The organism is Bradyrhizobium sp. Bra78 (assembly GCF_024519855.1).
GTDB classification, from domain to species: domain Bacteria; phylum Pseudomonadota; class Alphaproteobacteria; order Rhizobiales; family Xanthobacteraceae; genus Bradyrhizobium; species Bradyrhizobium japonicum_G.
In genome coordinates, this window is record NZ_JALJRE010000004.1 from 275,512 (window position 1) to 299,205 (window position 23,694).

The window sequence follows — 23,694 nt, forward strand, 5'->3', positions numbered from 1 at the left end:
GCTGGAGGCCAGGACGCGTCGCGGGGAGCATCAGTCAATCGGTCCCGGAAGGCGGGGCCCGTTGGCGTCCCCCTCAGCCGACGCTGCTCATCTTCGGCAGATGAATGGCGCGGCCGAGTGCCTGCTCGACCAGGTCGAACGTGTCGATCAGCACGCGCATGCTGATCAGCCTGCCCGCCCTGAACTGAGCGAACTGCGCGACCCGCAAGCTGATCGGCTTGTTGGAATCCAGCGCCGTCAGCGAATAGCGCAGCATCGAGGCGGCGGAATCGACGCCGAGCATGATGCTCTCGCGGTCGAAGCGGCGGACCTGGAAATTGTCGGCGAGCTGGCGGATGACGTCGAGCACGGAATCCTTGCCCTGGCGCGCGCCGAGGAACGGAAACATGTCGATCGGGCCGTACAGCGCCCACTCGACGTCCTCGTCGATCAGGGCCTCGATGTCCTCGAAATGCCTGTCGTTGATCGCGCGGTGCAACGCGCGCGAGAAACGCCAGAGGCTGTGCTCTGTCATTTTGGGCAGTCCTGACGCTGGCTTGCGAAAAGCGAAAAACAACCCCGCGCACGGCAAAGTGCCGCGGGGCTCCCTCAACTCATTTGTATACGAACGAAATACCAGATTTCGGCCAAAACGCAATTCACGTTTTTGCAATGCACAATTGATCGCGGTGTGTGGGATTTACAATAGAACCCCGTATTTTCCCGGTCCCGGCGGTCCTACGCCCCGTCCACCGGCGCGCCCACGATCAGCGGCCCGATCTCCCGCTCGAGCACCTGCTGCACCAGATCGTAGGAATCGATGATCTCGCGGATCTGCGAGATCAGCCCGCCGCGCAGCGTGTAGAACACGGCCATGTCGAACTGCACGACGCGGTCGTTGCCGCGCTTCCTGAAATAGGTGTGCATGTAGGTCGCGACCGCGTCGCCCTCGGCGACGATGTGCGGCGTCTTGTAGCGAACCTCCGAATAGCGCGACCAGACCGTCTGCCACAGCGCGCGCAATTCGGCCTTGCCGTGGCGCGGCACCATGTGCGGCAGCACGTCGATCGGCGCGTGCGTGAGGAAGTCGACGTCGTCGGTGCAGCAGGAGAGGGCGGCCTCGATATCGCCGCCCGCAAAGGCGTCGAGCAGATGCAGCACGCGTTGCCTGTTCAGCGATTCGACCATCATGCTGCTCCCGCCCTCATCGGCTGCGGATTGCCAACGCTATCGTGGGGTATGCCGATCCATCAATCCGCAAAAACACAGGGGGTCATTGCAGCTTATGACGCGCGGGCACAATGCCGCGTTCATGGGGTGCAATTACGGGTTGTGCGCCTGTTCGCGTGCAAGAGTTCGAACAGACGTCGCGTCGGGGAGTGACGTTGCGCGCACACCGGAGGGCGCGCCTTGCCGGGTCTGCGCAAGGGAACCCGGACCCGCCTGCGCTCGTTGATAGCGGGACATCGCATCCGGAGACATCGATCCATGAAATCCCCGCTTCTCGCCGTCACTGCCGCCCTTCTCATGCTCGGCGCAACCTCCGCTGCCAACGCCAAGGGCTGCATCAAGGGCGCCATCGTCGGCGGCGTCGCCGGCCACTATGCCGGCCATCACGGCGTCCTCGGAGCCGCCGCCGGCTGCCTCTACGGCCGGCACCATGCCAATGAGCAGGAGAAGCAGCGGCAACAGCAACAGCAGAGCCAGGTGAACGGGCAGGGCAAGCTGTAACGCTGTCGCCACCTTTCCACGCAGCTCGCGTCGTGGTAGCGAGACGTCGCGGCAACGGGCCGCGCTTCCAACCGATGGAGGGCGTCATGCGCAAGTCTCGCGATCTCGAAAACCTCCCCAGCTTTCAGCATCACGCGTAAGCGGCGGAATTCATTCCCCTCGGAAACCCACGTCAAGCGGGGCAGCCGCGTCGTTCACGGCGACGTCGAGCTGACAGAAAAGCTCGGCCGCAACGACCTCTGCCCTTGCGGTTCCGGACGCAGGTTTCAAGGCCTGTTGCATGACCTCCGGCGCCCATGACGGCTCCAACCGCAAATACTACTTTTAGGGAGTAGCCGTGGAAGCGCGGCGATCGCTCTCAACTCGTCGTTCCGGGGCGCGCGAAAGCGCGAGCCCGGAATCCATCACGCCCCTTGTTCCGCCAGTGAGGAGGGGCGTGACCCACCTCACATCGCCCCGCTACCATCGCGCCTAACGTCATTCCCATGTCATCAGGGAGACGTGCCATGGCCGCCCTCGCCACCGCCAGAAAGTCCCGCCTGCACAACGCGCTCGAAGGCCTCGCGCTGACCGCGACGCTGCAGAGCTTCCCGACCTTCGCCGCCGCCGCCTTCCTGCTCAAGCTGGTCGGCAACCACGACCTCGTCGGCGACCCCGGCGTCGCCATCTTCGTCGCCATCGCCTCGCTCGCCCATGCGATGCTCGCGGCGACGTTCGGCCCGAGCTTCCCCGCAGTCTTCAAGACCGTCTACGAACCCAAATTTTTCGAGGCCCATCTGTCGCTCGCCGACAAGATCACGGCATGGCGCACCCAGCCCGTCGCCTCGCTCCAGCTCGTGACCATCGTGCTGCTGCTGTCGGTGATGGCCGTGGTGACGGCGAGCGTGGGGTGAAGGTGCCATGCTCTTCATCACCGCGCCAAAACCCGGTCCGCTCAACTGGCTCGAAGGTTTTGCGCTAACCTCAATCCTTCAGGGCTTCCCGATCTTCGCCGCCGCATCCCTGATGGTGAAGCTGCTGGGAGTCTACCGCGGCAGCAGTCCCGTGCTCACCATTGCATTGGCGTCGATCTTCTACGGCATTTTCGTCGTCTCGGTCGGATCGGCCTTCCCGAAGGTCAAGAGCGGCTACGAAGCGCAGTTTTTCGACGCCAGCCTGTCCCCCTCCGAGAAGATCGCCCGCTGGCGCGCAAAGCCCGCAACCTCGCTGCAGCTCATGGCATCAGTGGCTGCTGTCGCTGCTGGCGACGATCGCGGGGTGAGGTGCGGACGATGCTCCGCCGCCCTACCTCTTCTTCCACCCGCCCCGTCGCCCCGGCATGCCGCCCGTCGACTTCGGCGCCGGCCCGAACTCCGGGCCCGACTGCCTTGAATCCGTCGGCTGGATAATCCGGCTCTCGCCGCCGAACGGCTTTGACGGCAATGCGCGGTTTTCGCGATAGGGCAGCGACTCCGGGCCGTGCATCTCGTCGAGATGCGGCTTGTGCACTTTCGAGCCGCTGCCGCCGCCGCTGGCCTTCAGCGCGGAGCTCACGGTCTTCTTCTTCATCGCGCTGACCGGCAAATTCGCGGCGTCGCCGTACTTCTTCGCTCCGGCATAGGCGCCGGCCTTGCCCTGCACGGTGCGCTGCTTGACGGTGGGGTCGTCGACCACGGCAAGCTCGGTGGCGCGCAAGCGCTTGACTTCGTCGCGCAGGCGGGCGGCTTCCTCGAAGTTCAGGTCGGCGGCGGCCTCGCGCATCCGCGTCTCGAGATCGCCGAGCACGGCCTCGAAATTGTGGCCGATCGAGATGACGTCGTCGGTCATGTCGTGGCCGCCGACCTCGACCAGCACGTGGTCGCGCTCGTAGACCGAGTTGAGGATGTCGCCGATCTGCTTCTTCACGCTCTCCGGCGTGATGCCGTTGGCGGTGTTGTACTCGACCTGCTTCTCGCGGCGGCGGTTGGTCTCGGCGATGGCGCGCTCCATCGAGCCCGTCATCTGGTCGGCATAGAGGATCACCTTGCCGTCGACGTTGCGCGCGGCGCGGCCGATGGTCTGGATCAGCGAGGTCTCGCTGCGCAGAAAACCTTCCTTGTCGGCATCGAGAATGGCGACCAGCGCGCATTCGGGAATGTCGAGGCCTTCGCGGAGCAGATTGATGCCGACCAGCGCGTCGAACGCGCCGAGGCGAAGATCCCTGATGATCTCGATGCGCTCGATGGTGTCGATGTCGCTGTGCATGTAGCGGACGCGAATGCCCTGCTCGTGCAGATATTCGGTGAGGTCCTCCGCCATGCGTTTTGTCAGTACGGTGATCAGCGAGCGATAGCCGGCCTGCGCGGTGGCGCGGACCTCGCCGACGAGATCGTCCACTTGCGTGCGGGCGGGGCGGATGTCGACGGGCGGATCGATCAGTCCGGTCGGGCGAATGACCTGCTCGACGAACACGCCGCCGCTCTCGTTGAGCTCCCAGCTGCTCGGCGTCGCCGACACCGCGACGGTCTGCGGCCGCATCATGTCCCACTCCTCGAACCGCAGCGGGCGGTTGTCCATGCAGGAGGGCAGGCGGAAGCCGTATTCGGCCAGCGTCGCCTTGCGGCGGAAGTCGCCTTTGAACATGGCGCCGATCTGCGGCACGGTGACGTGGCTTTCGTCGGCGAACACCAGCGCGTTGTCGGGGACGTATTCGAACAGCGTCGGCGGCGGCTCGCCGGGCAGGCGTCCGGTGAGGTAGCGCGAATAGTTCTCGATGCCGGCGCAGCTTCCGGTCGCTTCCATCATCTCGAGGTCGAAGGTGGTGCGCTGCTCCAGCCGCTGCGCTTCCAAAAGGCGCCCCTGGTCGTGGAGCTGGTCGAGCCGCTGCTTCAATTCGGACTTGATCGACTTGATCGCCTGCACCAGCGTCGGGCGCGGCGTCACATAGTGCGAATTGGCGTACATCTTGATGAATTCGAGCTCGTCCTGCTTGTGGCCGGTGAGCGGATCGAACTCTTCGATGGTCTCGATGGTGTCGCCGAACAGATTCACGCGCCAGGCCCGGTCTTCATAGTGCGCCGGGAAAATGTCGATCACGTCGCCCCTGACCCGGAAGGTGCCGCGGGTAAAATCGGCCTGGGTGCGCCTGTACTGCAGCGCGACGAGGTCGGCGATGAGCTGGCGCTGGTCGATGCGCTCGCCCTTCTTCAGTGCGAAGGTCATCGCGGTGTAGGTCTCGACCGAGCCGATACCGTAGATGCAGGAGACCGAGGCGACGATGATGACGTCGTCGCGTTCGAGCAGCGCGCGCGTCGCCGAGTGGCGCATGCGGTCGATCTGCTCGTTGATGGACGAGTCCTTCTCGATATAGGTGTCCGTGCGCGGCACGTAGGCTTCTGGCTGATAGTAGTCGTAATAGCTGACGAAATACTCGACCGCGTTGTCCGGAAAAAAGCTCTTGAACTCGCCATAGAGCTGGGCGGCCAACGTCTTGTTCGGCGCCAGGATGATGGCCGGCCGCTGCGTCGCCTCGATCACCTTTGCCATGGTGTAGGTCTTGCCGGAACCGGTGACGCCGAGCAGCACCTGCGAACGGTCGTTGCGATTGATGCCCTCGACCAGCTCGGCGATCGCGGTCGGCTGGTCGCCGCGCGGCTCGTAGGACGATTTGATCTCGAAGCGCACGCCGCCTTCGGACTTTTCCGGCCGTGGCGGCCGGTGCGGGGTCCACACCTGCATCGAGCCGTCGTTCCCGCGGAACTCCGGCCGGCCCTCGCGGATCAGCGATTCCAGCGCCTCCGCGGTCGCCTTGACGCCGAGTGCTTCCAGCTTGCTGCGCGGTGGGCGGGCGAGCGCCTCGGCGTCGTCCTCCTCGGTGGGAAGACCGAGCTGCCGCGCCAGTTCCGGATCGAGCGTCGGGATCGTGGCCGCGGTGCCGTAATTGGCCTGCGGCGCCTCGCCAAGACCTTCGGCCTCTCCGCCCTTGCGGGGGAGGGTCGGGGAGAGGGGTAAGCCACGCGCCGCGCTGCCCGTCGCCATATCCTGCGGAAACTCCTTCGGCGTCGAGGCCCGCGCGCGATGCGCGGCGGCCTCGCCGCCGGAGCGGCGGTCGCGCGAATTGTCCGGCGGCGGCTGCAGGCCGGTGCCCGATCCAAGCCCGGCATCGCCGCGATTGATCGCGGGATTGAGCAGTTCGGCCAGCGCCGGCCCGATCGGCTGCACGTCAGGCCGATGCGCTTTGGAGTTCGGGGCCTTGGATTTCGGGGATTTTGGGGGAGCAGGTTTCTTCGCCATGACGCGAATATGGGGCGAGTCCGCCTCGCAATAAAGGGCGAATGCCCGTCCCGGGATCAGGCTGCTGACAGCAGGTTGGCAGCAGCGATGAGCGCAGGTGTGCGAACCAAAGTGCGGCGTGTCGCCCGGTCTGAAATTTGGGGCCTCGAGCTCCGTTTCATCGTGCGCTGCCGGGCCCACGCAGCGAAAGTCGCAAACTTCGCGCGGAGCCTCACTAGAGAGCGCTATTGTCAATCAAAACATCCCATGATTGTATATTGCGAGGAACCTTTCCCGAACTCCCTGCGACTGTCGACGGCTTTCACCAAAGTAATTTTGACATCGAATTTTTCAGGAGAGGCGGATGGCACGGCGAGCCAAAACTGCCGTCAAGACTGCCGTCAAGGCTCGTGTAACGAGCGCGCAGACCGATAAGCCCACGAGCGAGCAGCTTGATAAGCAGGTCGATAAGCGTCCCTGGCACCGGGAGCGCGTTCAGAGCTGGACCGAGTTCCAGAGCCGCATCGAGAATTATCTGGATGGCAACTATCTCTTTCGAGGTGTTGCCTCGGTGCGGTTTCCTCTCGTGACCTCCGTCGGCCGTCAGCGAGAGGGCTATGAGTACAGCAAAGTGCGCGAGCAGGCCTTGTTTGACCAGTTCAAGCGCGAAGCGTTGCCGTTCCTGCCGGTCCGGCCCGCCAGCAATTGGGAATGGCTTGCACTTGCCCAACATCATGGCGTGCCAACGCGTCTGCTGGATTGGTCGGAATCGCCCTCCGTGTCCTTGTTCTTCGCAGTGTGGGGAAATGACGAGGAGGATGCCGGTCTCTACATCATCCGTCGGCCGGACGAAGTTAAGGCCAAGGAGTTGGAAGAGCAGTCTCCCTTTGGCGTGACAGATGTCGCCTTCTTCTACCCCGGTTACGTCACGCCGCGGCTGGTCTCGCAACGCGGACTCTTCACGGTTCATCCGAAGCCTGATGAGCCCTATACAAGCGAGGAAATGCGGCAGATCGTGATCGGCAAGGAGTGCAAGGCCGATTTCCGCAGAAAGCTGGACGCCAGCGGCATCCACCATGCGGCAATCATGGCTGACCTCGATGGATTGTCGAGGCGTCTGGTTGCGGTTCAGGGGTATCGCGCGACGCCGCTGTCGCCGACGGCGGTCGTCGTCAGCTCCTCGGCCGGTACGGCACGCGCTGGCACCCTCGCGGCGAGCAATGCGAAGGTCGATGCCTCGTCGCCGAATCTGCGGATCAATCCAAGAGATCCGCAAAAAGGGCAGTGGGGCGGAAAGAGCGCCGATCGTGGTTGGGGAGTTTCGGCGAAGGTGGCCGAAAGCGAGACCGACTGGTTCAGGATCACCCTCACTGTGTCCGCGGCCCGTGGCGCAGGCAAGGTGCTTTCGGGCGATGTCGTATTCCATCTTCACGATTCATTCGCGAAGTCGGTACGCACGGAGCCTGCCCGCAACGGCAAGGCCGTCCTGCAGCTCTGGGCGTACGGCGCCTTCACTGTCGGGATATTGATCAAGCAGGACGGCACGATGCTGGAGATCGATCTTGCCGAACTGAAGGGAGCACCAAAGGTGTTTCGCGAGCGTTGATCTTCGCAAGCGCGTGCGCGGCAGGCTGGAATCTCAGGCCGCCGGCGGCGGCCCCTCGTCGTTCCCGGCCGCCTGATGCGGCTCGAGGATGTCGAGATGGATGCCGCCGCAATCGGTGCAGCGCATGGTCCAGTACTCGCATCCGGCACGGCCGCCGATCACACGGAGCACCGAGAGCTCGCCGTCGCATTCGGGGCATTTCGACAGCACGGTGCGGTCGTAGATCCTCGGCCGCGGCGCGTCTTCGAAATCGATGACTGACATGACCGGTTCCCCCTTTTACGCTGCCCGTCCCTTGCAGTCCGCTCGCTTATGCGTCGTCGGCACGGCGGCGGAAGCGATCGATATGGTGCTTGGCGTCGGCAATCGCGGCGTCGGGGTCCGGCCAGGCGAAGCCGACTTCCATAGCCGGAAACAGCACGCCGTCGATGGCGACGAGGCTGAGATCCGCGCGGCGGATGCGGGCATGCCAGAGGCCCTTGCCGGCCTCGAAGGATTCGATGTCAAAACCGTCGTAGAGGGTCGTCATGTGTAGTCCCCAGAGTGTCCCGTAAGTGTCTTGTTGGAGGGTCAAGGGACCACATCTGCGGATTTCCGGATGTGAAGCCGTTCACAAGCGGCGGGCTTTTTCGCCCGCGGAACCGCTGAATTTCAGTTCCGCGCCGCGCCACGGCCGATCCGCTTGACCGGCCGAGCGGCGGGTTCCGACGCCGCGCGCATGATCCAGCGGCGGAACGCGGCGAAGTCGCGCTGCTCAGTCTGGAAGCTACGATAGAGCAGGTACCAGCGCATGCCCTTGGGCACCGAAAGGTCGAACGGCGCCACCAGCCGGCCGGCGGCAAGATCGTCGTCGATATAGGGCCGGATGCCCATGGCGATGCCGAGGCCGTCGGCGGCGGCCTGGAGCGCCTGGCCGTAGAACTGGAACTCCGGGCCGCGCGCGCTGATCCTTGTGAGGCCTGAAGCCTTCAGCCAGGTCGGCCAGTCCTCCGGCGAATGCTCGACGCGGATCAGGCTGGGGCCCTTGAGGTCGGCCGGGCGCTTCAGGCTCGCGGCGAGGCGAGGCACGCAGACCGGCGTGAGGTCGCCGGCAAACAGGGGCTCGGCGACCAGCCCCGGCCAGTCGCCGGTGCCGAGCTTGATGCCGCAGCTCCAGTCCTCGCCGAACGGCACCGCCGCGCCGCCGGTGGTGAAGCGCACCTCGATGTCGGGCTCCTCGCTGCGAAACTCCGACAGCCGCGGGATCAGCCAGCGCATCGCAAAGGTGTGGCCGACGCCGATGGTGAGCACGCGGACGCCGGACGGCGCCGTCACCTGCGCGGTGAGGCTCGCCAGCGCGTCGAAGATTGGCGTCAGCCCGCTCTGATAGGCGCGGCCGGCCTGCGTCAGCACCAGCTTGTTGGCCTTGCGCTCGAACAGCGCGACGCCGAGCCGTTCTTCCAGGATATGCACCATGCGGCTGACGGCGGCCGCCGATACGCTGAGCTCGAGCCCGGCCGCGGCAAAGCTGCCGGTGCGCGCCGCCGCCTCGAACGCCTTGATGCCGTTGAGAAACAGCAGCCGCCGCAAATGACCACCCTCAGGAAAGCTGATGCCAGGCCAAGATAACTCAGTTTGCGAAGGCAGGGCAAGCGGGGCAGAAATATCGGCGTAATTCCAGCCGATGTGTTGAAGGCCTGGACGAGGGGGCACGCGCAGCTTGCGTCCCCGACGGGTCAACCACGGGAGAGCCCCCTTGACGCCCATCATGATCGCGGCCCTTGGATTGCTGATGGTCGGCACCGCCTTCCTGTCCGGGCTGTTCGGCATGGCTGGCGGGCTGATCCTGATCGGGGTGCTGCTGGCCCTGATGCCGCTGCCGACCGCGATGGTGCTGCACGCGATCACGCAGATGGCCTCGAACGGCTGGCGCGCGTTTCTGTGGCGCGCGCATATCCGCTGGCGGCCGGTCGCGAACTATATGGTCGGCGCTGCCGTCGCGCTCGCGGCCTGGTCGCTCACCCGCTACGTGCCGGACAAGCCGATGGCGCTGCTGCTGCTCGGCATCACCCCGTTCATGGCGCGGCTGCTGCCCGCGAACATCAAGCCGGATCCCGACCGTCTCTCGCAGGGCGCGGTCTACGGCACGATCTGCATGGGCCTCATGCTGATGACCGGCGTCTCGGGGCCGCTGCTCGACACTTTCTTCCTCGGCGGCGATTTTGGCCGGCGCGAGAAGGTCGCGACCAAGGCGATGTGCCAGCTCGTCAGCCATTTCACCAAGCTGATCTATTTCGGCGGCATCATCGACCAGGCCGCGACGCTCGATCCCGTGCTCGCCGGCGTCGCGGTCCTCGCCTCCATGCTCGGCACGACGCTGGCGCGGCGCATCCTCGAAGCCATGACCGACCAGCAATTCGTGGCCTGGTCGAACAAGCTGATCACCACCATAGCCTGCTACTACATCGCCTATGGCGGCTGGCTGCTGGTTCGCACGCCGGTGCTGGCGGCTTTCGACAAGGGAGGTTTGCAATGAGCGAGACCGCCGATCCGCTGGTGCTGGATTTCGTCGAATGGGTCGCACGCGAGCCGCGCGCCTATGCCGAGGTGATCGCGACCTGGAAGACCTCGTGCCCGCGCCTCACCATCTGGGAAGACGCCGCCGAGCGCGGCTATGTCGCGCGCGAGACGCTGCCCGGCATCGGGCTGATCATCGCAGTGACACAGGACGGCGAGAAGTTGCTGCGAATGAATGGGCGGTGATGTCTCCACATCATCATTGCGAGCGCGAGCGAAGCAATCCAGAATGGGAGACCCTCACCCTGAGGAGCGCGCATCTTGCGCGCGTCTCGAAGGGCGAGGCCGAGATCGGGCCTTCATCCTTCGAGACGCGCGTTCCGCGCTCCTCAGGATGGGGTCCGGCGGGAGTTGCCTTTCCATGTCACTCAAGCTCTTCGAACTCGTCGGCACCGACGCCTCGCGCCCGTTCAGCCCGTATTGCTGGCGCACGCGGATGGCGCTGGCGCACAAGGGGCTTTCGGCGGAATCCCTGCCCTGGCGCTTCACCGAGAAGAGCGCGATCGCGCCGCACGGCTCGGAGAAGGTGCCTGTGCTCCTGCATCACGACAAGCCCGTCGTCGATTCCTGGGCGATCGCGAACTATCTCGAAGACAATTTCCCTGATCGCCCGTCGCTGTTCGGCGGCACAGGCGGCCGCGCCATGGCGCGCATGCTCAACGCCTGGGGCGACATCGCCATCGTCGGCGGCATCTTTCCGCTGATCATCGCCGACATCCCGAAGAATCTGGCGGACGTCGACGCGGACTATTTCCGCAAGTCGCGCGAGGCGCGCTTTGGCGGCAAGACCCTGGAAGAGATCATGGCCAGCCGCGACGCGGCCGTGGTCGCCTTCCGCAAGTCGCTCGAAGTGATGCGGCAGACGCTGAAGAAGCAGCCCTTCATCGGCGGCGATGCGCCGAACTATGCCGACTACATCGTGTTCGGCGGTTTTCAATGGGCGCGGGTGACGAGCCCGTTCAAGCTGCTGGAAGCCGATGATCCGGTGTATGCCTGGCGTGAGAAGCTGCTCGACGCGTTCGATGGCATGGCGCGGAAGTCGCCGGGGCACGCCGTGTAAGCTCGGTTGCTACGATACTGCCCCAGCCCGGATTACGCTTGCGCACCATCCGGGCTCCGCGCCGCCTTCCTTAGACATTCCCGGCACAAACAATCCTCGCCCTTGACTGGCATCGGCAGGCGCGCCGTTTCCTCCGCGCACCAGCAGGTCCCCGAAAGATCGCAGCCGAACTCGGTGCCGCAGCGGGAGCAGGCGAGGCGGCGTGGTTCCGGCGTTGGAGATTGTTTCGGATTTGTCATGATTTCCGCAACGGCTTGGCCATCATTTTCATGTCGGGTTCATCTCTCGCTGCGGTATATTATGCGCTGCGCGCAAGCTCGGAAAGCGCTTCAGGACGGCGCGAAGGACAAATCGATGGCCCGCGATTCGCAAGCCGCCCTCGTTGCGCTCAATCGTTTCGGCTTCGGAGCCCGCGGCGGGGCCTCGGGCGATCTCATCAATGCGGCGTCCGATCCGCGCGGCTTCGTGAAGGCGGAGCTCGCGCGTCCCAACGGTGTGCTGCTGGAAGCACCAGGCCTGCAATCGACGCCGCAGCTCGGGCAGGCCGTGTTCGCCTATCAGGATCAGGTCAAGCAGGCGCGCGAGGCCGCCGCCAAAGCCGGCGCGCCGGCTGAGGCGGCGACGCCGGCCGATCAGAAGCCCGGGCTGCGCCGCAATCTCTCGCTCAATGCAGTCGCAACCGAGATCGCCGGCCAGATGGCCGAGGCCAAGCCGATTGACAACAAGCCGACCGACAATATGGCGAGGCCGGACGCCATGCAGCCCAACGTCGCCGCGCCGCCCGCCGCAAAGCCGGCCCCGCAGCCGCTCAACGTCATCCAGAAGACCTTTCGCGCCGAGGCGCTGGCGCGGTTGCAGCGCGCGACGCTGGTCGAGTGCGGCTTCACCGAGCGTCTCGTCGTGTTCTGGTCGAATCATTTCTGCATCTCCGCGAGCAAGGGTGAGCTGGCGCGAATCTGGGCCGGTGCTTTCGAGCGCGAGGCGATCAGGCCGCACGTGCTCGGGCGTTTCGCCGACATGCTCAAGGCGGTCGAGCAGCATCCGGCGATGCTGTTCTTTCTCGACAACCAGCAATCGCTCGGGCCGGAGTCGCGCGCGGGACAAAATCGCAAGCGCGGGCTCAACGAAAATCTCGCGCGCGAGATCATGGAGCTGCATACGCTCGGCGTCGGCGGCGGCTACACGCAGGAGGACGTCACCTCGCTCGCGCGCATCATCACCGGCTGGACCTTTGCCGGCCGGCAGGGGCAGCTCGGCACACCCGGCTCCTTCGTGTTCAACACCAATGCGCACCAGCCCGGGCCGCAAACGCTGCTCGGCAAGACCTACGAGGCGACGGGGCTGGCGCAGGGCGAAGCCGCGCTCGCCGACATCGCGCGACATCCGTCGACCGCGAATTTCGTCGCCGTCAAATTCGTCCGTCACTTCGTCGCCGACGATCCGCCACCCGCGCTCGTTGCGCGATTGCGCGATGTCTTCGTCAAGACCGACGGCGATCTCAGGGCGATGGCGACGGCGCTCGTCGATTCCGACGAGGCGTGGAAGGCGCCGCTGACCAAGATGCGCAGCCCTTACGATTTCCTGGTCGCGAGCGGCCGGCTGCTCGCGCGCGTGCCGGAGGATCCGGGCGCCTATCTGAACGGTCTCAATCTGCTCGGCCAGCCCATGTGGGCGCCGGCCGGTCCCAATGGCTTCCCTGACACCGCTGCGGCCTGGGCCGCGCCGGAAGGCATCAAGCTCAGGCTCGATATCGCCGCACAGCTCGGCGCGCGCCTCGGTAACAACATCGATCCGCTCGACCTCCTGGAATTCGCCGCGGCGGATGCGGCATCCATCGAGACGCGGCGGACCATCGAACGCGCGGAGTCGCGGCAGCAGGCGCTGGCGCTGCTGTTGATGTCGCCGGAAATGCAGCGGAGATGATGATGATCGATTGCGTCGAGAACCGGCTGCTCACCTCGCGCCGCGGCCTTCTGCTCGGCGGAGCGTCGTTCGCGGCCTGGGCCTATTTGCCGAAATTCGCCCGCGCGGCGGGCGGACGCGATCCGCGCCTGATCGTGGTGATCCTGCGCGGCGCGCTCGACGGGCTCGCGACCGTCGCGCCGGTCGGCGATCCCGATTATGCCGGCCTGCACGGATCGATCGCGCTCGCGGCGGATGGCGCGCATCCCGCGCTGATGCTCGACAGCTTCTTCGCGCTGCATCCGGCGATGCCGGATTTCGCCCGCATGTATCGCGACATGCACGCCGCTGTGATCCACGCGGTGGCGACGCCCTATCGCGACCGCTCGCATTTCGACGGCCAGGACGTGCTCGAAAGCGGCTATGCCGGCCCGGGCCGCGTCCAGTCCGGCTGGCTCAACCGCGCGCTCGAAGCGCTGCCGCGCGGCGAGCGCGTCTCGTCAGGTCTTGCGGTCGGCCCCACCACGCCACTGGTGTTGCGCGGCAATGCGCCGACCGTCGGCTGGGCGCCGGTGGCGCTGCCACAGGCCGATGACGACACCGCGATGCGCCTCGTCGATCTCTACCGTCACCGCGATCCCGCGCTGGCATCGGTGCTCTCGCAAGGCCTTCAGCTGGAAAGGGCCGCCAGCGGCAACGACATGAAGCCGAAGCCCGGCAACCAGGTCGCGCAGATGCGGCAGGTCGCGCGCGGCGCGGCCAAATTGATGGCGGCCGATGACGGCCCGCGCATCGCCGCGCTCGCCTTCGACGGCTGGGACACGCATGCGAATGAAGGCGGCCCTGTGGGGCGTCTCGCCTTCCTGCTCGGTGGGCTCGATGGCGCCCTCGCCGAATTCGAGAGCGGCCTGGGGGAGCGCTGGCGCGATACCGTCGTCGTCGTCGCCACCGAGTTTGGCCGCACCGCGCGCATCAACGGCACCGACGGCACCGATCACGGCACGGCCACCGTCGCGCTGCTCGCCGGCGGCGCCGTGAAGGGCGGCCGCGTCATCTCCGACTGGCCCGGCCTCAAGCCCGCCAACCTCTTTGAGGCACGCGACCTCAAGCCCACCACCGATTTGCGCTCCGTGATCAAGGGCGTGCTGCAGGACCAGTTCGGCCTGTCCGACCGCGTGCTGGCCGAGACCGTGTTCCCAGACAGCGCCAGCGCAAGGCCGATGAAGGGGCTGGTTACTTAACCTCTCCCCGCTCTTTGCGGGGAGAGGTCGGATCGCGCAGCGATCCGGGTGAGGGGCAAGGCAATGCGCGGCCATAGCGACAAATCCATCCGACTCGCGCGACGCTTGCGCGTCGATCAAACAGATGCGGAGACGGTTCTCTGGAATCGCATTCGCGGTCGGCGGATCGACGGCAACAAGTTCGTCCGGCAAGAGCCTATTATCGGCTACATCTGCGATTTCGTGTGCCGTGAGAAGCGGATCGTCATTGAAGTCGACGGCGGGCAGCACAATGAATCGGCAGCAGATGCGATCCGGGATGAACGCCTGCGCGAAAAAGGATATAAGATCCTTCGGTTCTGGAACAACGACGTGCTCGGAAATATCGAGGGCGTTTTGACCATTATTCAAACCGAACTCGCGGAGGCGAGCCCCTCACCCCACCCTCTCCCCGTAAGAACGGGGCGAGGGAGTGAGAGAGCGGTGCCTCCCTTACGACTATGTGCCTGGTAGGAGATATCGACGATGTACATCGCCTTGAACCGCTTCCGCGTCAGCAAGGGCTCCGAGGCCGCCTTCGAGCAGGTCTGGCTTTCGCGCGACACCCACCTGGACAAGGTGCCGGGCTTCGTCGAATTCCATCTGCTGCGCGGCCCCGAGCTCGAGGACCACACGCTGTATGCCTCGCATACGGTGTGGGCGAATTACACGGCGTTCGAGGCGTGGACCAAGTCCGAGGCGTTTCGCGCGGCGCATGCGCGGGCTGGCGACACCAAGCCGACCTATCTCGGTCATCCCCAGTTCGAGGGCTTCGAGGTGATGCAGACAGTCGGACGCGGCGCGAAGTAACGCGCCGCGCCGCTAGGATCAGCCCAGGGTGATCTTGTCGATCTCGGCGAGATCCTCCGTGCCGAGCTTCCACGCGATCGCCTTCACGTTCTCCTCGACCTGCTCGACGCGGGTGGCGCCGGCGATCACGCTGGAGACTTGCGGCCGCGCGGCAAGCCAGGAGAAGGCGAGCTCGAGCATGCTGTGCCCGCGCGCCTTCGCGAAGGCCGCGAGCTTCTCCACGATGTCCTCGTTGCGCGGCGTGACGTAGCGGTCGCGCAGCCGCGGCGTCTGGCCGAAGCGGGTGTCGCCGGGCGCGGCCTCGCCCTTCCTGTATTTGCCGGTCAGAAGCCCGCTTGCGAGCGGGAAGAACGGCAATAATCCGAGCTTGTATTCCGCTGCTGCCGGCAGCAAATCCTTCTCGATGTCGCGCACCACGAGGGAATATTCGTCCTGGCAGGAGACGAAGCGGCTGACATTCATCGCGCGTGCGACGTACTCCGCCTCCGCGATGCGCCAGGCCGGAAAGTTGGAATTTCCGATGTAGCGCACCTTGCCCTGACGGACGAGATCGTCGAGCGCGCGCAGGCTCTCCTCGATCGGCGTCAGCGGATCATAATCGTGCTGCTGGTAGAGATCGATGTAGTCGGTCTTCAGCCGCGTCAGGCTCGCCTCGACGGCGTTCATGATGTAGCGGCGGGAGGCGCCCTGCCTGGTTCCGTCCTCCGCCATCGGCTTGGAATATTTCGTCGCCAGCACGATGTCCTTGCGGCGATCGCCGAGCACGGTGCCGAGCACCGTCTCCGATCCGCCCATTGCGGAATAGATGTCGGCGGTGTCGAACAGCGTGATGCCGAGATCGAGCGCGCGGTGGATCACCTTGCGCGAGGCCTCCAGGTCGATGCGCTGGCCGAAATTGTTGCAGCCGAGCCCGACCGCGGACACGCGCAGGCCGGAGGCGCCGAGATTACGAATTTCCATGAAAGATCCTGTCGGAGATGGTCAGCGGCGCATTGTGACCACCGCGCGCCGCGGCAGCAAGCGGCCCGCTGCGCTGCTGCCATGCCGGCAGAGCGGACAAAAAAATGCGGCCCCTGTCAGACGCGGCGACTGACGGGGACCGCTTTGGGGCGCTTGATCGGTGACGGGGGGCCTGATCAGACGCAGGTGCAGCCTAATCCCGGAGTGTTACGCGGCGGTGACAGGTAAAGTTATCCACAGGCCGCGACCGCGAGGATCAGAAGATCTTGCGATAGACGATGAAGCCGGAGCGCTCGGCGACCTTGTCGTACAGGCTCTGTGCCGTGACATTGGTCTCGTGCGTCTGCCAATAGACGCGCGGGGATCCTGCGACTTTCGCACGCTCGTAGACGCCATGGATCAGCGCCGAGCCGACACCCTTGCCGCGTGTGGCCTCGGTCGTGAACAGGTCCTGCAAATAGCACGACGGCTCGATCGCGGTGGTGCTGCGATGAAACAGGTAATGCGTCAGCCCGAGCAGACGGCCGTCGCCTTCGGCGACCAGCGCATGCACCGGCTCATAGGCGTCGAAGAAGCGCTGCCACGTCATGCGCGTGACCTCGGGTGCGAGCGCGGTCTGGCCGGAGCGGCCGTAGAAGGCGTTGTAGCCGTCCCATAGCGGCAGCCATTGATCATAGTCCTGCTTGGTGACGGAGCGAATGGTGAGCGACATGTGAACTTCCGCAGGAGGACGCCAGGCAAAGAGCCGGTGAGGTGTCCTTCATACGTGATGATCGGCGCATCAATCAATCGCGCTTGTGCCTCACTCCGCGACGCGCAAGTACCGGATCAGCTTGCGGCTGGCGGGATCGCGCAGCGAGCGGTAGTAGTCGGCGCGCGACGGCGCATCGGTGTGCCGGACGAGGTCGGTCACGGGAGTGTAGCTCAGCATGCGGCCGCCATCGGGCAGCGCGGCACAGACGAAGCGCAGCACCTCGCCGTTGCGCAAGGCGATGTCGAACGGCGTGGCATCGCCGATCCGCACCGTCTCCATGCGCTGGGCGATGAAGGTGCCGAGCTCGTCCTCGGGCAGTTCGAATGCACCGGTGTCGCGGCCGTGATACATCAGCGCGATGAAGGGCGGCCTGCCGTCGGCGACGTCGTCCGGCACCGCAAAATAATCGCGGAACGCACGGTTGATGAATTCGGCACGCGTCTCGGCATCGAGCAGCACGATGCCGATATCGATCCGGTCGAGCGCGGCCGACAGCCGCGCCGTGGTGGCGTGGTTGCGGCGCTCGGCGGCGAACGCGCCGAGCAGCCGCGCGCGTATCACGCCGGTAATCCCCGCAGTGCCCGCGGCAGTGATCGCGAGCAGGCCGAGTTGGAGCAGATCTGCCGGCGCATGGAACGGGCCGGCGCCGTGGGCGAGGAACAGCAGCGCTGCGCCGATCACCGCGAGCGCCGCGCTGCTCATGGCGGAGGCGAAGCCCGACAATGCGCCGGCCAAGGCTACGACGCAGACGAACAGCGGCGCAGGCGAGGGGACGGGGACAAAACGATCGAGCAGGATCGCCAGCAGCGTGATCGCTGCCGTCAGCGCCGGACCGGAAATGGCACGCCATCCGAACCGCATGAGCCTGGCCCGTTCCTCCCTGAACGAGATAAGGCCGCCAGACTGACCCATGGTTGCAGGAGCGCAATGCGATTTCGTGCGGGGCGCTTAAGGTGCGCTTGCCTGCAAGCGCAAAGCTTTCGGTTGTTTTTAGACCAAATGCACGGACCGCTCGCGCTGTTGCAGCGCGGGCGCGTTCAGCGTCGATATCCCCGGGCCTTTGCGCGTGCCGACGAATATCAACAGCGACGCCGCGACGAGGATGGCCGCAGTCAGGGTGATTGCAACGACTAACACAGGTGATTTCATCGACGTCCTGTCGCGATGCCGGTCGGCGCGGGCCACGCGGCGCCTTGAAGGCGGGTCCAGGATGAAACGGGAATCAGACCGGCAGGCCCATCGCCATGGTCGCCTTGGTCGACAGCACCGTCAGGGTGACGATCAGGCACAGCGAGAGCGCGGCGACGGCAAGCGAGGCCGCGACCGCGTTGGTCAGCCGGGAAGACGAAACGGTAGCGGGATGGCCTTGAAAGCCTGCCGTGCCGGACGCCCGAGTCATTGTCTAAATCCTTCAACGCACGAGCGAATCACCCGCGACTCGCGCAATTTCCCTGTTTCAACCGGCAATATTGCGGCGGCTATCCTGCCGAAAATGGCGACAATGCGGCAAAGGTCACGCTTGTGCCCGCTATTCGTTGGAGCGGGCGCCCGTCAGGCGCCCGCAGCGATGCTGGCGGGGGCCTCGACATCGGCCGGTCGCCAGTCCATCGCCACGAAGCCGGGGGCAGCCTCCACCCGTTTCAGCCAGTCCCGGATCGCCGGGAAGGTCGAAAGATCGAAGTCGCAGCGGTCGGCGAGGTGGGTGTAGCCGTACAGCGCGATGTCGGCGACCGTGAGCTGCCGCGCGGCAAAATAGGCGTTGGTCTTGAGGTGGTTCTCCATCACCTGGAGCGCCCCATAACCACGTTCCATCCAGTCTTCCAGGGAGTGGGTCTGGAGATCGCGGCCGCCCTTGACCAGCGACAGCCAGAAATAGGCGGCGCCGATGTTCGGCTCCAGCGCGTGCTGTTCGAAGAACATCCATTGCAGCGCTTCGGCGCGGTCGATCCGGTTCTCCGGCGCGAGCGGTGTTCCGACGGCAACATACCAGAGGATGGCGTTGGACTCGGCGAGATAGCGGTCGTCGCCGACCTCGAGCAGCGGCACCTGGCCGGACGGGTTCTTGGTCAGAAAGTCCGGCGTGCGGCTCTCGCCGCGCAGAATGTCCACCTCGACCGCTTCGTAAGGCACGTTCAACAGCGCCAGCGCAAGGCGGACCTTGTAGCTGTTGCCCGAGCGCTGCATCGAATAGAGCTTGTACATTCTGAGAATGATTCCGGAAGACGGGAAGGCGCGGCGCTTGTTGCCTCGCGACGCGGCTAAACAATGATGCCGATGCGAATCCGCTGCAAGGGTCAGCCAGTAGAAAAACTCGAAAACCCTACCGCATTGCAACGCGGCGGAAGATCATTTCCGTGCGAGCATGCAATTCGGTTCACGCTTGCGTCAACGCGCGGGCACATCGCGCGGCGCGTTCGCGTGAGAGAGTTGAACGGACGTGATCGCCTCGGTCGCCGTCGATCCGCCCGACACTCCGCCCGTCTCTCGAGCGTCGGACCGCCGTCGACTTCAAGGCCTGCGATGGGCGCAAAATTGCTCCGAGGACAGGTCTTGCCGGATATGAGCGATTTGCCCGGCAAAATTGCGGGAAATTGCGGGAAATCGCGCATTGAACCGCTCCGGATCCGCAAACTTTTGCAAGATCGGACCGAAGTTCGGACCGAAGTTTCTTGCGGTGCAGCGGCACTCGTTTTAAGGTCACTCATTCCCACAATCAGAGTCGTGAAGCCAAAGGGTTCACGACGCTTGTCAGGAGATGACGATGTCCTTCCTTGCCGCTGCGCTCGACCGTGTGAAGCCGTCCGCGACCATCGCGGTCACGGATAAAGCACGTGCGCTGAAAGCGGCGGGCCGCAACGTCATCGGCCTCGGCGCCGGCGAGCCCGACTTCGATACGCCCGCCAACATCAAGCTGGCCGCGATCCACGCCATCGAAGCCGGCAAGACCAAGTACACCGCGGTCGACGGCATCCCCGAGTTGAAGGAAGCCATCATCGCGAAATTCCAGCGCGAGAACGGCGTCGTCTACAAGCCGAACCAGATCATCGTCGGCACCGGCGGCAAGCAGGTGCTGTACAATGCGCTGATGGCGACCATCAATCCGGGCGACGAGGTGATCATCCCCGCGCCGTACTGGGTCAGCTATCCCGAGATGGTGGCGCTCGCCGGCGGCGAGCCGGTGTCGGTGGTCTGCACCGCCGCGACCGGCTTCAAGCTTCAGGCCGAGGCGCTCGAGCGCGCGATCACGCCGAAGACCAAATGGGTGATCCTGTGCTCGCCGTCGAACCCGACGGGAGCTGCCTACACCAGGACCGAGCTGAAGGCGCTCACCGACGTGCTGGTGAGGCATCCGCATGTGTGGGTGATGACCGACGACATGTACGAGCACCTCGTTTACGACGACTTCCAGTTCACCACGGTCGCGCAGGTCGAGCCGAAGCTCTACGACCGCACGCTCACCGTGAACGGCGTGTCGAAGGCCTATTGCATGACCGGCTGGCGCATCGGCTATGCCGGCGGTCCGGCGCAGCTCATCAAGGCAATGGCGACCATCCAGTCGCAATCGACCTCGAACCCGTCGTCGATTGCGCAATGGGCCGCGGTGGAAGCGCTGAACGGTCCGCAGGACTTCATCCCCGCCAACAACAAGGTGTTCAAGGAGCGTCGCGACCTCGTCGTCTCCATGCTGAACCAGGCCAAGGGCATCGAGTGCCCGCGTCCCGAGGGTGCGTTCTACGTCTATCCGTCCTGCGCCGGGACGATAGGCAAGACCGCGCCGTCGGGCAAAGTGATCGACAATGACGAGACCTTCGTCACCGAGCTGCTGGAGACCGAAGGCGTCGCTGTGGTGCAGGGCTCGGCCTTCGGCCTTGGACCCGCGTTCCGCATCTCCTACGCGACCGCGACCTCGGACCTCGAAGATGCCTGCAAGCGTATCCAGCGCTTCTGCGGCAATCTTCGCTGAGCCTGTCGCGACAACACATCGACAAGGCCCGCTTCGGCGGGCCTTTTTTATTGCTTCACGAAATCTGGCACCGGCATCACACTTGTGGCATAGAACTCCCGCGCGGCTTTTACCGCGCCCTTTCTGCTCGCATCGCATTCATCGCCGGAGACATTTCATGCGTCGTTCGTTCATCTTCGCGGGGCTCGCTGCCGCCAGCCTCGTTGCGTCCGTCGCGAGCACGAGCGCGCAACAGCGGATGGTGCGGGTCGGCGTGCTCGAATGCCGCGGCGGTGCCAGCGTCGGCTTCGTGGTGGGATCGGTGACTCATCTCGGCTGCGTGCTGCGCGCCGAGGGTTTGCCCGAAGACCGCTACGTCGCGACCATTCGCAAGGTCGGCCTCGACATCGGCATCACCCAGGAGACGGCGCTGGCCTGGGGCGTGTTCGCACCGGTCGACCGGCTCGGACCGGGCGATCTCTCCGGCACCTATGCGGGCGCGCAGGGCAGCGCGTCGGTCGGCGTCGGCCTCGGCGGCAACGTGCTGGTCGGCGGCTCCAACAATTCGATCGCGCTCCAGCCGCTCAGCGTGCAGGGCCAGGTCGGCCTCAACGTCGCCGCCGGCCTCGAGAGCCTGGAACTTCGTCCGGGCCGTTGACGAATTCGCGACGGGAATCGCGCCGGCCGGCACGATCCCGGCATCGACGCACCGCAGCGACGTTTGACGCTTGCCAAATCTCGGGGACGGGCAGAGCATCTGCGTTTGCCGACCCAATCATGGGCCGAGCTCCACACCAAGGAGGCGGCGAAATGGGACAAGACGTCAGAAGTCCCCGAGGTCCACGGTGCATAGCGCTGGTGGGCCCTTTCCAAAGCGGTAAAACCACACTTCTCGAAGCAATACTGGCGCGAACGGGCGCCATCCCGCGCGCCGGCAGCGTCGATGCCGGAACTTCCGTCGGCGACGCCGCGCCCGAGGCCCGCCATCACAAGATGACCGTCGGGCTGACTGCCGCCACCACGAGTTTCATGGGCGACAGCTACACCTTCCTCGATTGTCCGGGTTCCGTCGAGTTCGCCCACGACATGCGCGCCGCGTTGCCCGCGGTCGACGCCGCAATCGTGGTCTGCGAAGCCGACGAGAAGAAGCTGCCGCAACTTCAGATCATCCTGCGCGAGCTGGAGGAGATGAAGATCCCGCGTTTCCTGTTCCTCAACAAGATCGACCGCGCCAACAAGCGCATCCGCGAGACGCTCGCAACGCTCCAGCCCGCCTCGCGCGTGCCGCTGGTGCTGCGCCAGATCCCGATCTGGAAGGACGATCTGATCGAGGGCTTCGTCGATCTCGCCCTGGAGCGTGCGTTCATCTATCGCGAGCACAAGGCTTCCGAGGTCATCGGGCTCGAAGGCGGCGATCTCGATCGCGAGAAGGAAGCCCGCTTCTCGATGCTGGAGAAGCTCGCCGATCACGACGATGCGCTGATGGAACAATTGCTCGAGGACATCCAGCCGCCGCGTGATGCCGTGTTCGACGATCTCGCCCGTGAATTGCGCGAAGGGCTGATCTGTCCCGTGCTGCTGGGCGCGGCCGCGCGCGAGAACGGCGTGCTGCGCTTGATGAAGGCGCTGCGTCACGAGGCGCCCGGCATTGAGGAAACCGCAAAACGTCTCGGCGTTTCCGAGAGCAAGGACGCGCTCGGCTTCGTCTTCAAGACGCTGCATTCCCAGCACGGCGGCAAGCTCTCGCTGACACGGCTGCTCGCCGGCCATCTCGACGACGGTGCCACGCTGCAATCCTCCTCCGGCGGGACCAGCCGCATCTCCGGCATCCTCGCCGTCACCGGCGCCTACGACACCAAGCGTGCCGCGGCGGACGCCGGCGACACGGTGGCGCTCGCCAAGCTCGATCTGATCAAGACCGGCGACACGGTCTCGAACGGCAAGTCGCCGCCGGCAGCGCTGGTCGCCGCGGAGCCGACAGCGCCGGTGCTCGCGGTCTCGATCGCTGCCACCGATCGCAAGGACGATGTGAAGCTCGGCCAGGCGATGGCGCGGCTGCACGAGGAGGACCCCTCGCTGGTGGTCGTGCAGAATGCCCAGACCCACGACACCGTGCTGTGGGGGCAGGGCGAGATGCATTTGCGGGTCGCCGGCGAGCGGTTGCGCGACCGCTTCGGCGTCAAGGTCACCTCGCATCCGCCTGCGATCGGCTACCAGGAGACCATCCGCAAGCCGATCATCCAGCGAGGCCGCCACAAGAAGCAGTCCGGCGGCCACGGTCAGTTCGGCGACGTCGTGCTCGACATCAGACCGCTGCCGCGCGGCGACGGCTTCAAGTTCGCCGAGAAGGTGGTCGGCGGCGCAGTGCCGCGCAACTACATCGGCGCGGTGGAAGAGGGCGTCGTCGACGGGCTCACGCGCGGCCCGCTCGGCTTCCCCGTCACCGATTTGCAGGTGACGCTGACCGATGGCTCCTATCACAGCGTCGATTCTTCCGACCTCGCTTTCCGCACCGCGGCGCGGATCGGGCTGAACGAAGGCCTGCCGCTATGCCAGTCGGTGTTGCTGGAGCCGATCCACGTGGTCGAGATCGTCTGCCCGACCGATGCCACCGCCAAGATCAACGCGATCCTGTCGGCGCGGCGTGGCCAGATCCTAGGCTTCGACACCCGCGACGGCTGGAGCGGCTGGGACTGTGTCCGCGCCATGATGCCGGAAGCCGAGATAGGCGAGCTCATCGTCGAGCTGCGGTCGGCCACGGCCGGCGCCGGCAGCTTCACCCGCACATTCGACCACATGGCCGAAGTCACGGGCCGCGCCGCCGACCAGATCATCGCCGCGCATCAGCACGCGGCGTGATCGGCTTCGCGCGATAAGGGAGGCATCGCTCTCTCACTCCACCTC

At 65.3% G+C, this 23,694-nt stretch carries 28 protein-coding genes; 15 read left to right on the forward strand and 13 right to left on the reverse strand.

Translation table 11 applies throughout. The annotated features are described in order from the left end of the window. Window positions 1–73: 73 nt before the first annotated feature. Window positions 74–514 (reverse strand): nuclear transport factor 2 family protein, encoded by a 441-nt coding sequence (locus tag OC450_RS11960; protein ID WP_211381502.1) that lies wholly within the window; start codon window positions 512–514, stop codon window positions 74–76. A gap of 203 nt (window positions 515–717) precedes the next feature. Further along, window positions 718–1,170, reverse strand: a complete 453-nt coding sequence (locus OC450_RS11965) for a nuclear transport factor 2 family protein (RefSeq protein ID WP_262047933.1) — start codon at window positions 1,168–1,170, stop codon at window positions 718–720. A gap of 297 nt (window positions 1,171–1,467) precedes the next feature. Here OC450_RS11965 and OC450_RS11970 point away from each other — a divergent pair, with 297 nt between their 5' ends. From OC450_RS11970 to OC450_RS11985, 4 genes are all read left to right on the forward strand, one after another. Then, window positions 1,468–1,710, forward strand: coding sequence for a hypothetical protein (locus OC450_RS11970; protein WP_211381504.1), 243 nt, complete (start codon window positions 1,468–1,470; stop codon window positions 1,708–1,710). 210 nt (window positions 1,711–1,920) lie between these two features. Beyond that, window positions 1,921–2,010, forward strand: a complete 90-nt coding sequence (locus OC450_RS11975) for an SEC-C metal-binding domain-containing protein (protein ID WP_249128872.1) — start codon at window positions 1,921–1,923, stop codon at window positions 2,008–2,010. 206 nt (window positions 2,011–2,216) lie between these two features. Beyond that, window positions 2,217–2,603: a hypothetical protein gene (locus OC450_RS11980; protein ID WP_262047934.1), complete on the forward strand. Its 387-nt coding sequence runs from the start codon at window positions 2,217–2,219 to the stop codon at window positions 2,601–2,603. A 7-nt stretch (window positions 2,604–2,610) separates the two neighbouring features. Continuing rightward, window positions 2,611–3,081 carry a hypothetical protein gene (locus OC450_RS11985; RefSeq protein WP_249128800.1) on the forward strand — a complete coding sequence of 157 codons (471 nt, stop codon included), beginning with the start codon at window positions 2,611–2,613 and terminating at the stop codon, window positions 3,079–3,081. Here the strand turns inward: OC450_RS11985 and uvrB are convergent. Next, on the reverse strand, window positions 2,995–5,961 hold the full coding sequence (gene uvrB, locus OC450_RS11990) for an excinuclease ABC subunit UvrB (RefSeq protein WP_315986387.1): 2,967 nt from the start codon (window positions 5,959–5,961) through the stop codon (window positions 2,995–2,997). The genes OC450_RS11985 and uvrB overlap by 87 nt on opposite strands. A 343-nt stretch (window positions 5,962–6,304) precedes the next feature. Here uvrB and OC450_RS11995 point away from each other — a divergent pair, with 343 nt between their 5' ends. Then, a complete protein-coding gene (locus OC450_RS11995) occupies window positions 6,305–7,546 on the forward strand; it encodes an FRG domain-containing protein (protein WP_262047935.1) in 1,242 nt (413 codons plus the stop codon). A 33-nt stretch (window positions 7,547–7,579) separates the two neighbouring features. Here OC450_RS11995 and OC450_RS12000 read toward each other — a convergent pair whose 3' ends face one another. The 3 genes from OC450_RS12000 to OC450_RS12010 form a co-directional block, all read right to left on the reverse strand. After that, the gene (locus OC450_RS12000) at window positions 7,580–7,810 is read right to left on the reverse strand and encodes a hypothetical protein (RefSeq protein WP_211381508.1); all 231 of its coding nucleotides are present in this window, start codon (window positions 7,808–7,810) and stop codon (window positions 7,580–7,582) included. 46 nt (window positions 7,811–7,856) lie between these two features. Then, entirely contained in the window at window positions 7,857–8,075 is a 219-nt protein-coding gene (locus OC450_RS12005) for a hypothetical protein (RefSeq protein WP_211381509.1), read from the reverse strand. 122 nt (window positions 8,076–8,197) lie between these two features. Next, window positions 8,198–9,115, reverse strand: coding sequence for a LysR substrate-binding domain-containing protein (locus OC450_RS12010; RefSeq protein WP_256807017.1), 918 nt, complete (start codon window positions 9,113–9,115; stop codon window positions 8,198–8,200). A 166-nt stretch (window positions 9,116–9,281) separates the two neighbouring features. On the opposite strand from OC450_RS12010, the gene OC450_RS12015 reads away from it, so the two are divergent. The 3 genes from OC450_RS12015 (at window position 9,282) to OC450_RS12025 (ending at window position 11,162) form a co-directional block, all read left to right on the forward strand. Continuing rightward, window positions 9,282–10,061 (forward strand): sulfite exporter TauE/SafE family protein, encoded by a 780-nt coding sequence (locus tag OC450_RS12015; RefSeq protein WP_211381511.1) that lies wholly within the window; start codon window positions 9,282–9,284, stop codon window positions 10,059–10,061. Next, window positions 10,058–10,288, forward strand: coding sequence for a hypothetical protein (locus tag OC450_RS12020; RefSeq protein ID WP_211381512.1), 231 nt, complete (start codon window positions 10,058–10,060; stop codon window positions 10,286–10,288). Before OC450_RS12015 ends, OC450_RS12020 begins: the two co-directional genes overlap by 4 nt. A gap of 175 nt (window positions 10,289–10,463) precedes the next feature. After that, a complete protein-coding gene (locus tag OC450_RS12025; protein ID WP_262047936.1) occupies window positions 10,464–11,162 on the forward strand; it encodes a glutathione S-transferase family protein in 699 nt (232 codons plus the stop codon). Between the two features lie 32 nt (window positions 11,163–11,194). Here the strand turns inward: OC450_RS12025 and OC450_RS12030 are convergent, their stop codons facing one another. Next, the gene (locus tag OC450_RS12030; protein WP_262047937.1) at window positions 11,195–11,401 is read right to left on the reverse strand and encodes a cysteine-rich CWC family protein; all 207 of its coding nucleotides are present in this window, start codon (window positions 11,399–11,401) and stop codon (window positions 11,195–11,197) included. A gap of 115 nt (window positions 11,402–11,516) precedes the next feature. Between OC450_RS12030 and OC450_RS12035 the strand changes: the two genes are divergently transcribed. From OC450_RS12035 to OC450_RS12050, 4 genes are all read left to right on the forward strand, one after another. After that, complete coding sequence (locus OC450_RS12035; RefSeq protein ID WP_256807015.1) at window positions 11,517–13,085, forward strand: DUF1800 domain-containing protein; 1,569 nt, start codon at window positions 11,517–11,519, stop codon at window positions 13,083–13,085. A gap of 2 nt (window positions 13,086–13,087) precedes the next feature. Continuing rightward, window positions 13,088–14,305 carry a DUF1501 domain-containing protein gene (locus OC450_RS12040; protein WP_262048008.1) on the forward strand — a complete coding sequence of 406 codons (1,218 nt, stop codon included), beginning with the start codon at window positions 13,088–13,090 and terminating at the stop codon, window positions 14,303–14,305. A 63-nt stretch (window positions 14,306–14,368) separates the two neighbouring features. Then, window positions 14,369–14,797 (forward strand): endonuclease domain-containing protein, encoded by a 429-nt coding sequence (locus OC450_RS12045; RefSeq protein WP_262047938.1) that lies wholly within the window; start codon window positions 14,369–14,371, stop codon window positions 14,795–14,797. Between the two features lie 12 nt (window positions 14,798–14,809). After that, window positions 14,810–15,133, forward strand: a complete 324-nt coding sequence (locus tag OC450_RS12050; protein WP_262047939.1) for an antibiotic biosynthesis monooxygenase family protein — start codon at window positions 14,810–14,812, stop codon at window positions 15,131–15,133. 18 nt (window positions 15,134–15,151) lie between these two features. On the opposite strand, the gene OC450_RS12055 is transcribed toward OC450_RS12050, so the two are convergent. From OC450_RS12055 to OC450_RS12080, 6 genes are all read right to left on the reverse strand, one after another. Continuing rightward, the gene (locus OC450_RS12055) at window positions 15,152–16,093 is read right to left on the reverse strand and encodes an aldo/keto reductase (RefSeq protein ID WP_211381517.1); all 942 of its coding nucleotides are present in this window, start codon (window positions 16,091–16,093) and stop codon (window positions 15,152–15,154) included. Window positions 16,094–16,349: 256 nt separating this feature from the next. Next, complete coding sequence (locus OC450_RS12060) at window positions 16,350–16,805, reverse strand: GNAT family N-acetyltransferase (protein WP_262047940.1); 456 nt, start codon at window positions 16,803–16,805, stop codon at window positions 16,350–16,352. A gap of 90 nt (window positions 16,806–16,895) precedes the next feature. Beyond that, window positions 16,896–17,708 (reverse strand): PAS-domain containing protein, encoded by an 813-nt coding sequence (locus OC450_RS12065; protein ID WP_262047941.1) that lies wholly within the window; start codon window positions 17,706–17,708, stop codon window positions 16,896–16,898. 129 nt (window positions 17,709–17,837) lie between these two features. Continuing rightward, window positions 17,838–18,032, reverse strand: a complete 195-nt coding sequence (locus OC450_RS12070) for a hypothetical protein (protein ID WP_211382440.1) — start codon at window positions 18,030–18,032, stop codon at window positions 17,838–17,840. Between the two features lie 37 nt (window positions 18,033–18,069). Beyond that, window positions 18,070–18,246 carry a hypothetical protein gene (locus OC450_RS12075; RefSeq protein WP_211381520.1) on the reverse strand — a complete coding sequence of 59 codons (177 nt, stop codon included), beginning with the start codon at window positions 18,244–18,246 and terminating at the stop codon, window positions 18,070–18,072. A 152-nt stretch (window positions 18,247–18,398) separates the two neighbouring features. Continuing rightward, window positions 18,399–19,049 carry a glutathione S-transferase family protein gene (locus tag OC450_RS12080; RefSeq protein WP_211381521.1) on the reverse strand — a complete coding sequence of 217 codons (651 nt, stop codon included), beginning with the start codon at window positions 19,047–19,049 and terminating at the stop codon, window positions 18,399–18,401. A 559-nt stretch (window positions 19,050–19,608) separates the two neighbouring features. On the opposite strand from OC450_RS12080, the gene OC450_RS12085 reads away from it, so the two are divergent. From OC450_RS12085 to OC450_RS12095, 3 genes are all read left to right on the forward strand, one after another. After that, window positions 19,609–20,811, forward strand: a complete 1,203-nt coding sequence (locus OC450_RS12085; protein ID WP_211381522.1) for a pyridoxal phosphate-dependent aminotransferase — start codon at window positions 19,609–19,611, stop codon at window positions 20,809–20,811. 157 nt (window positions 20,812–20,968) lie between these two features. Beyond that, on the forward strand, window positions 20,969–21,448 hold the full coding sequence (locus tag OC450_RS12090; protein WP_211381523.1) for a DUF992 domain-containing protein: 480 nt from the start codon (window positions 20,969–20,971) through the stop codon (window positions 21,446–21,448). A gap of 152 nt (window positions 21,449–21,600) precedes the next feature. Continuing rightward, window positions 21,601–23,649: an elongation factor G gene (locus tag OC450_RS12095; RefSeq protein WP_262047942.1), complete on the forward strand. Its 2,049-nt coding sequence runs from the start codon at window positions 21,601–21,603 to the stop codon at window positions 23,647–23,649. The last annotated feature ends 45 nt before the right edge of the window (window positions 23,650–23,694 follow it).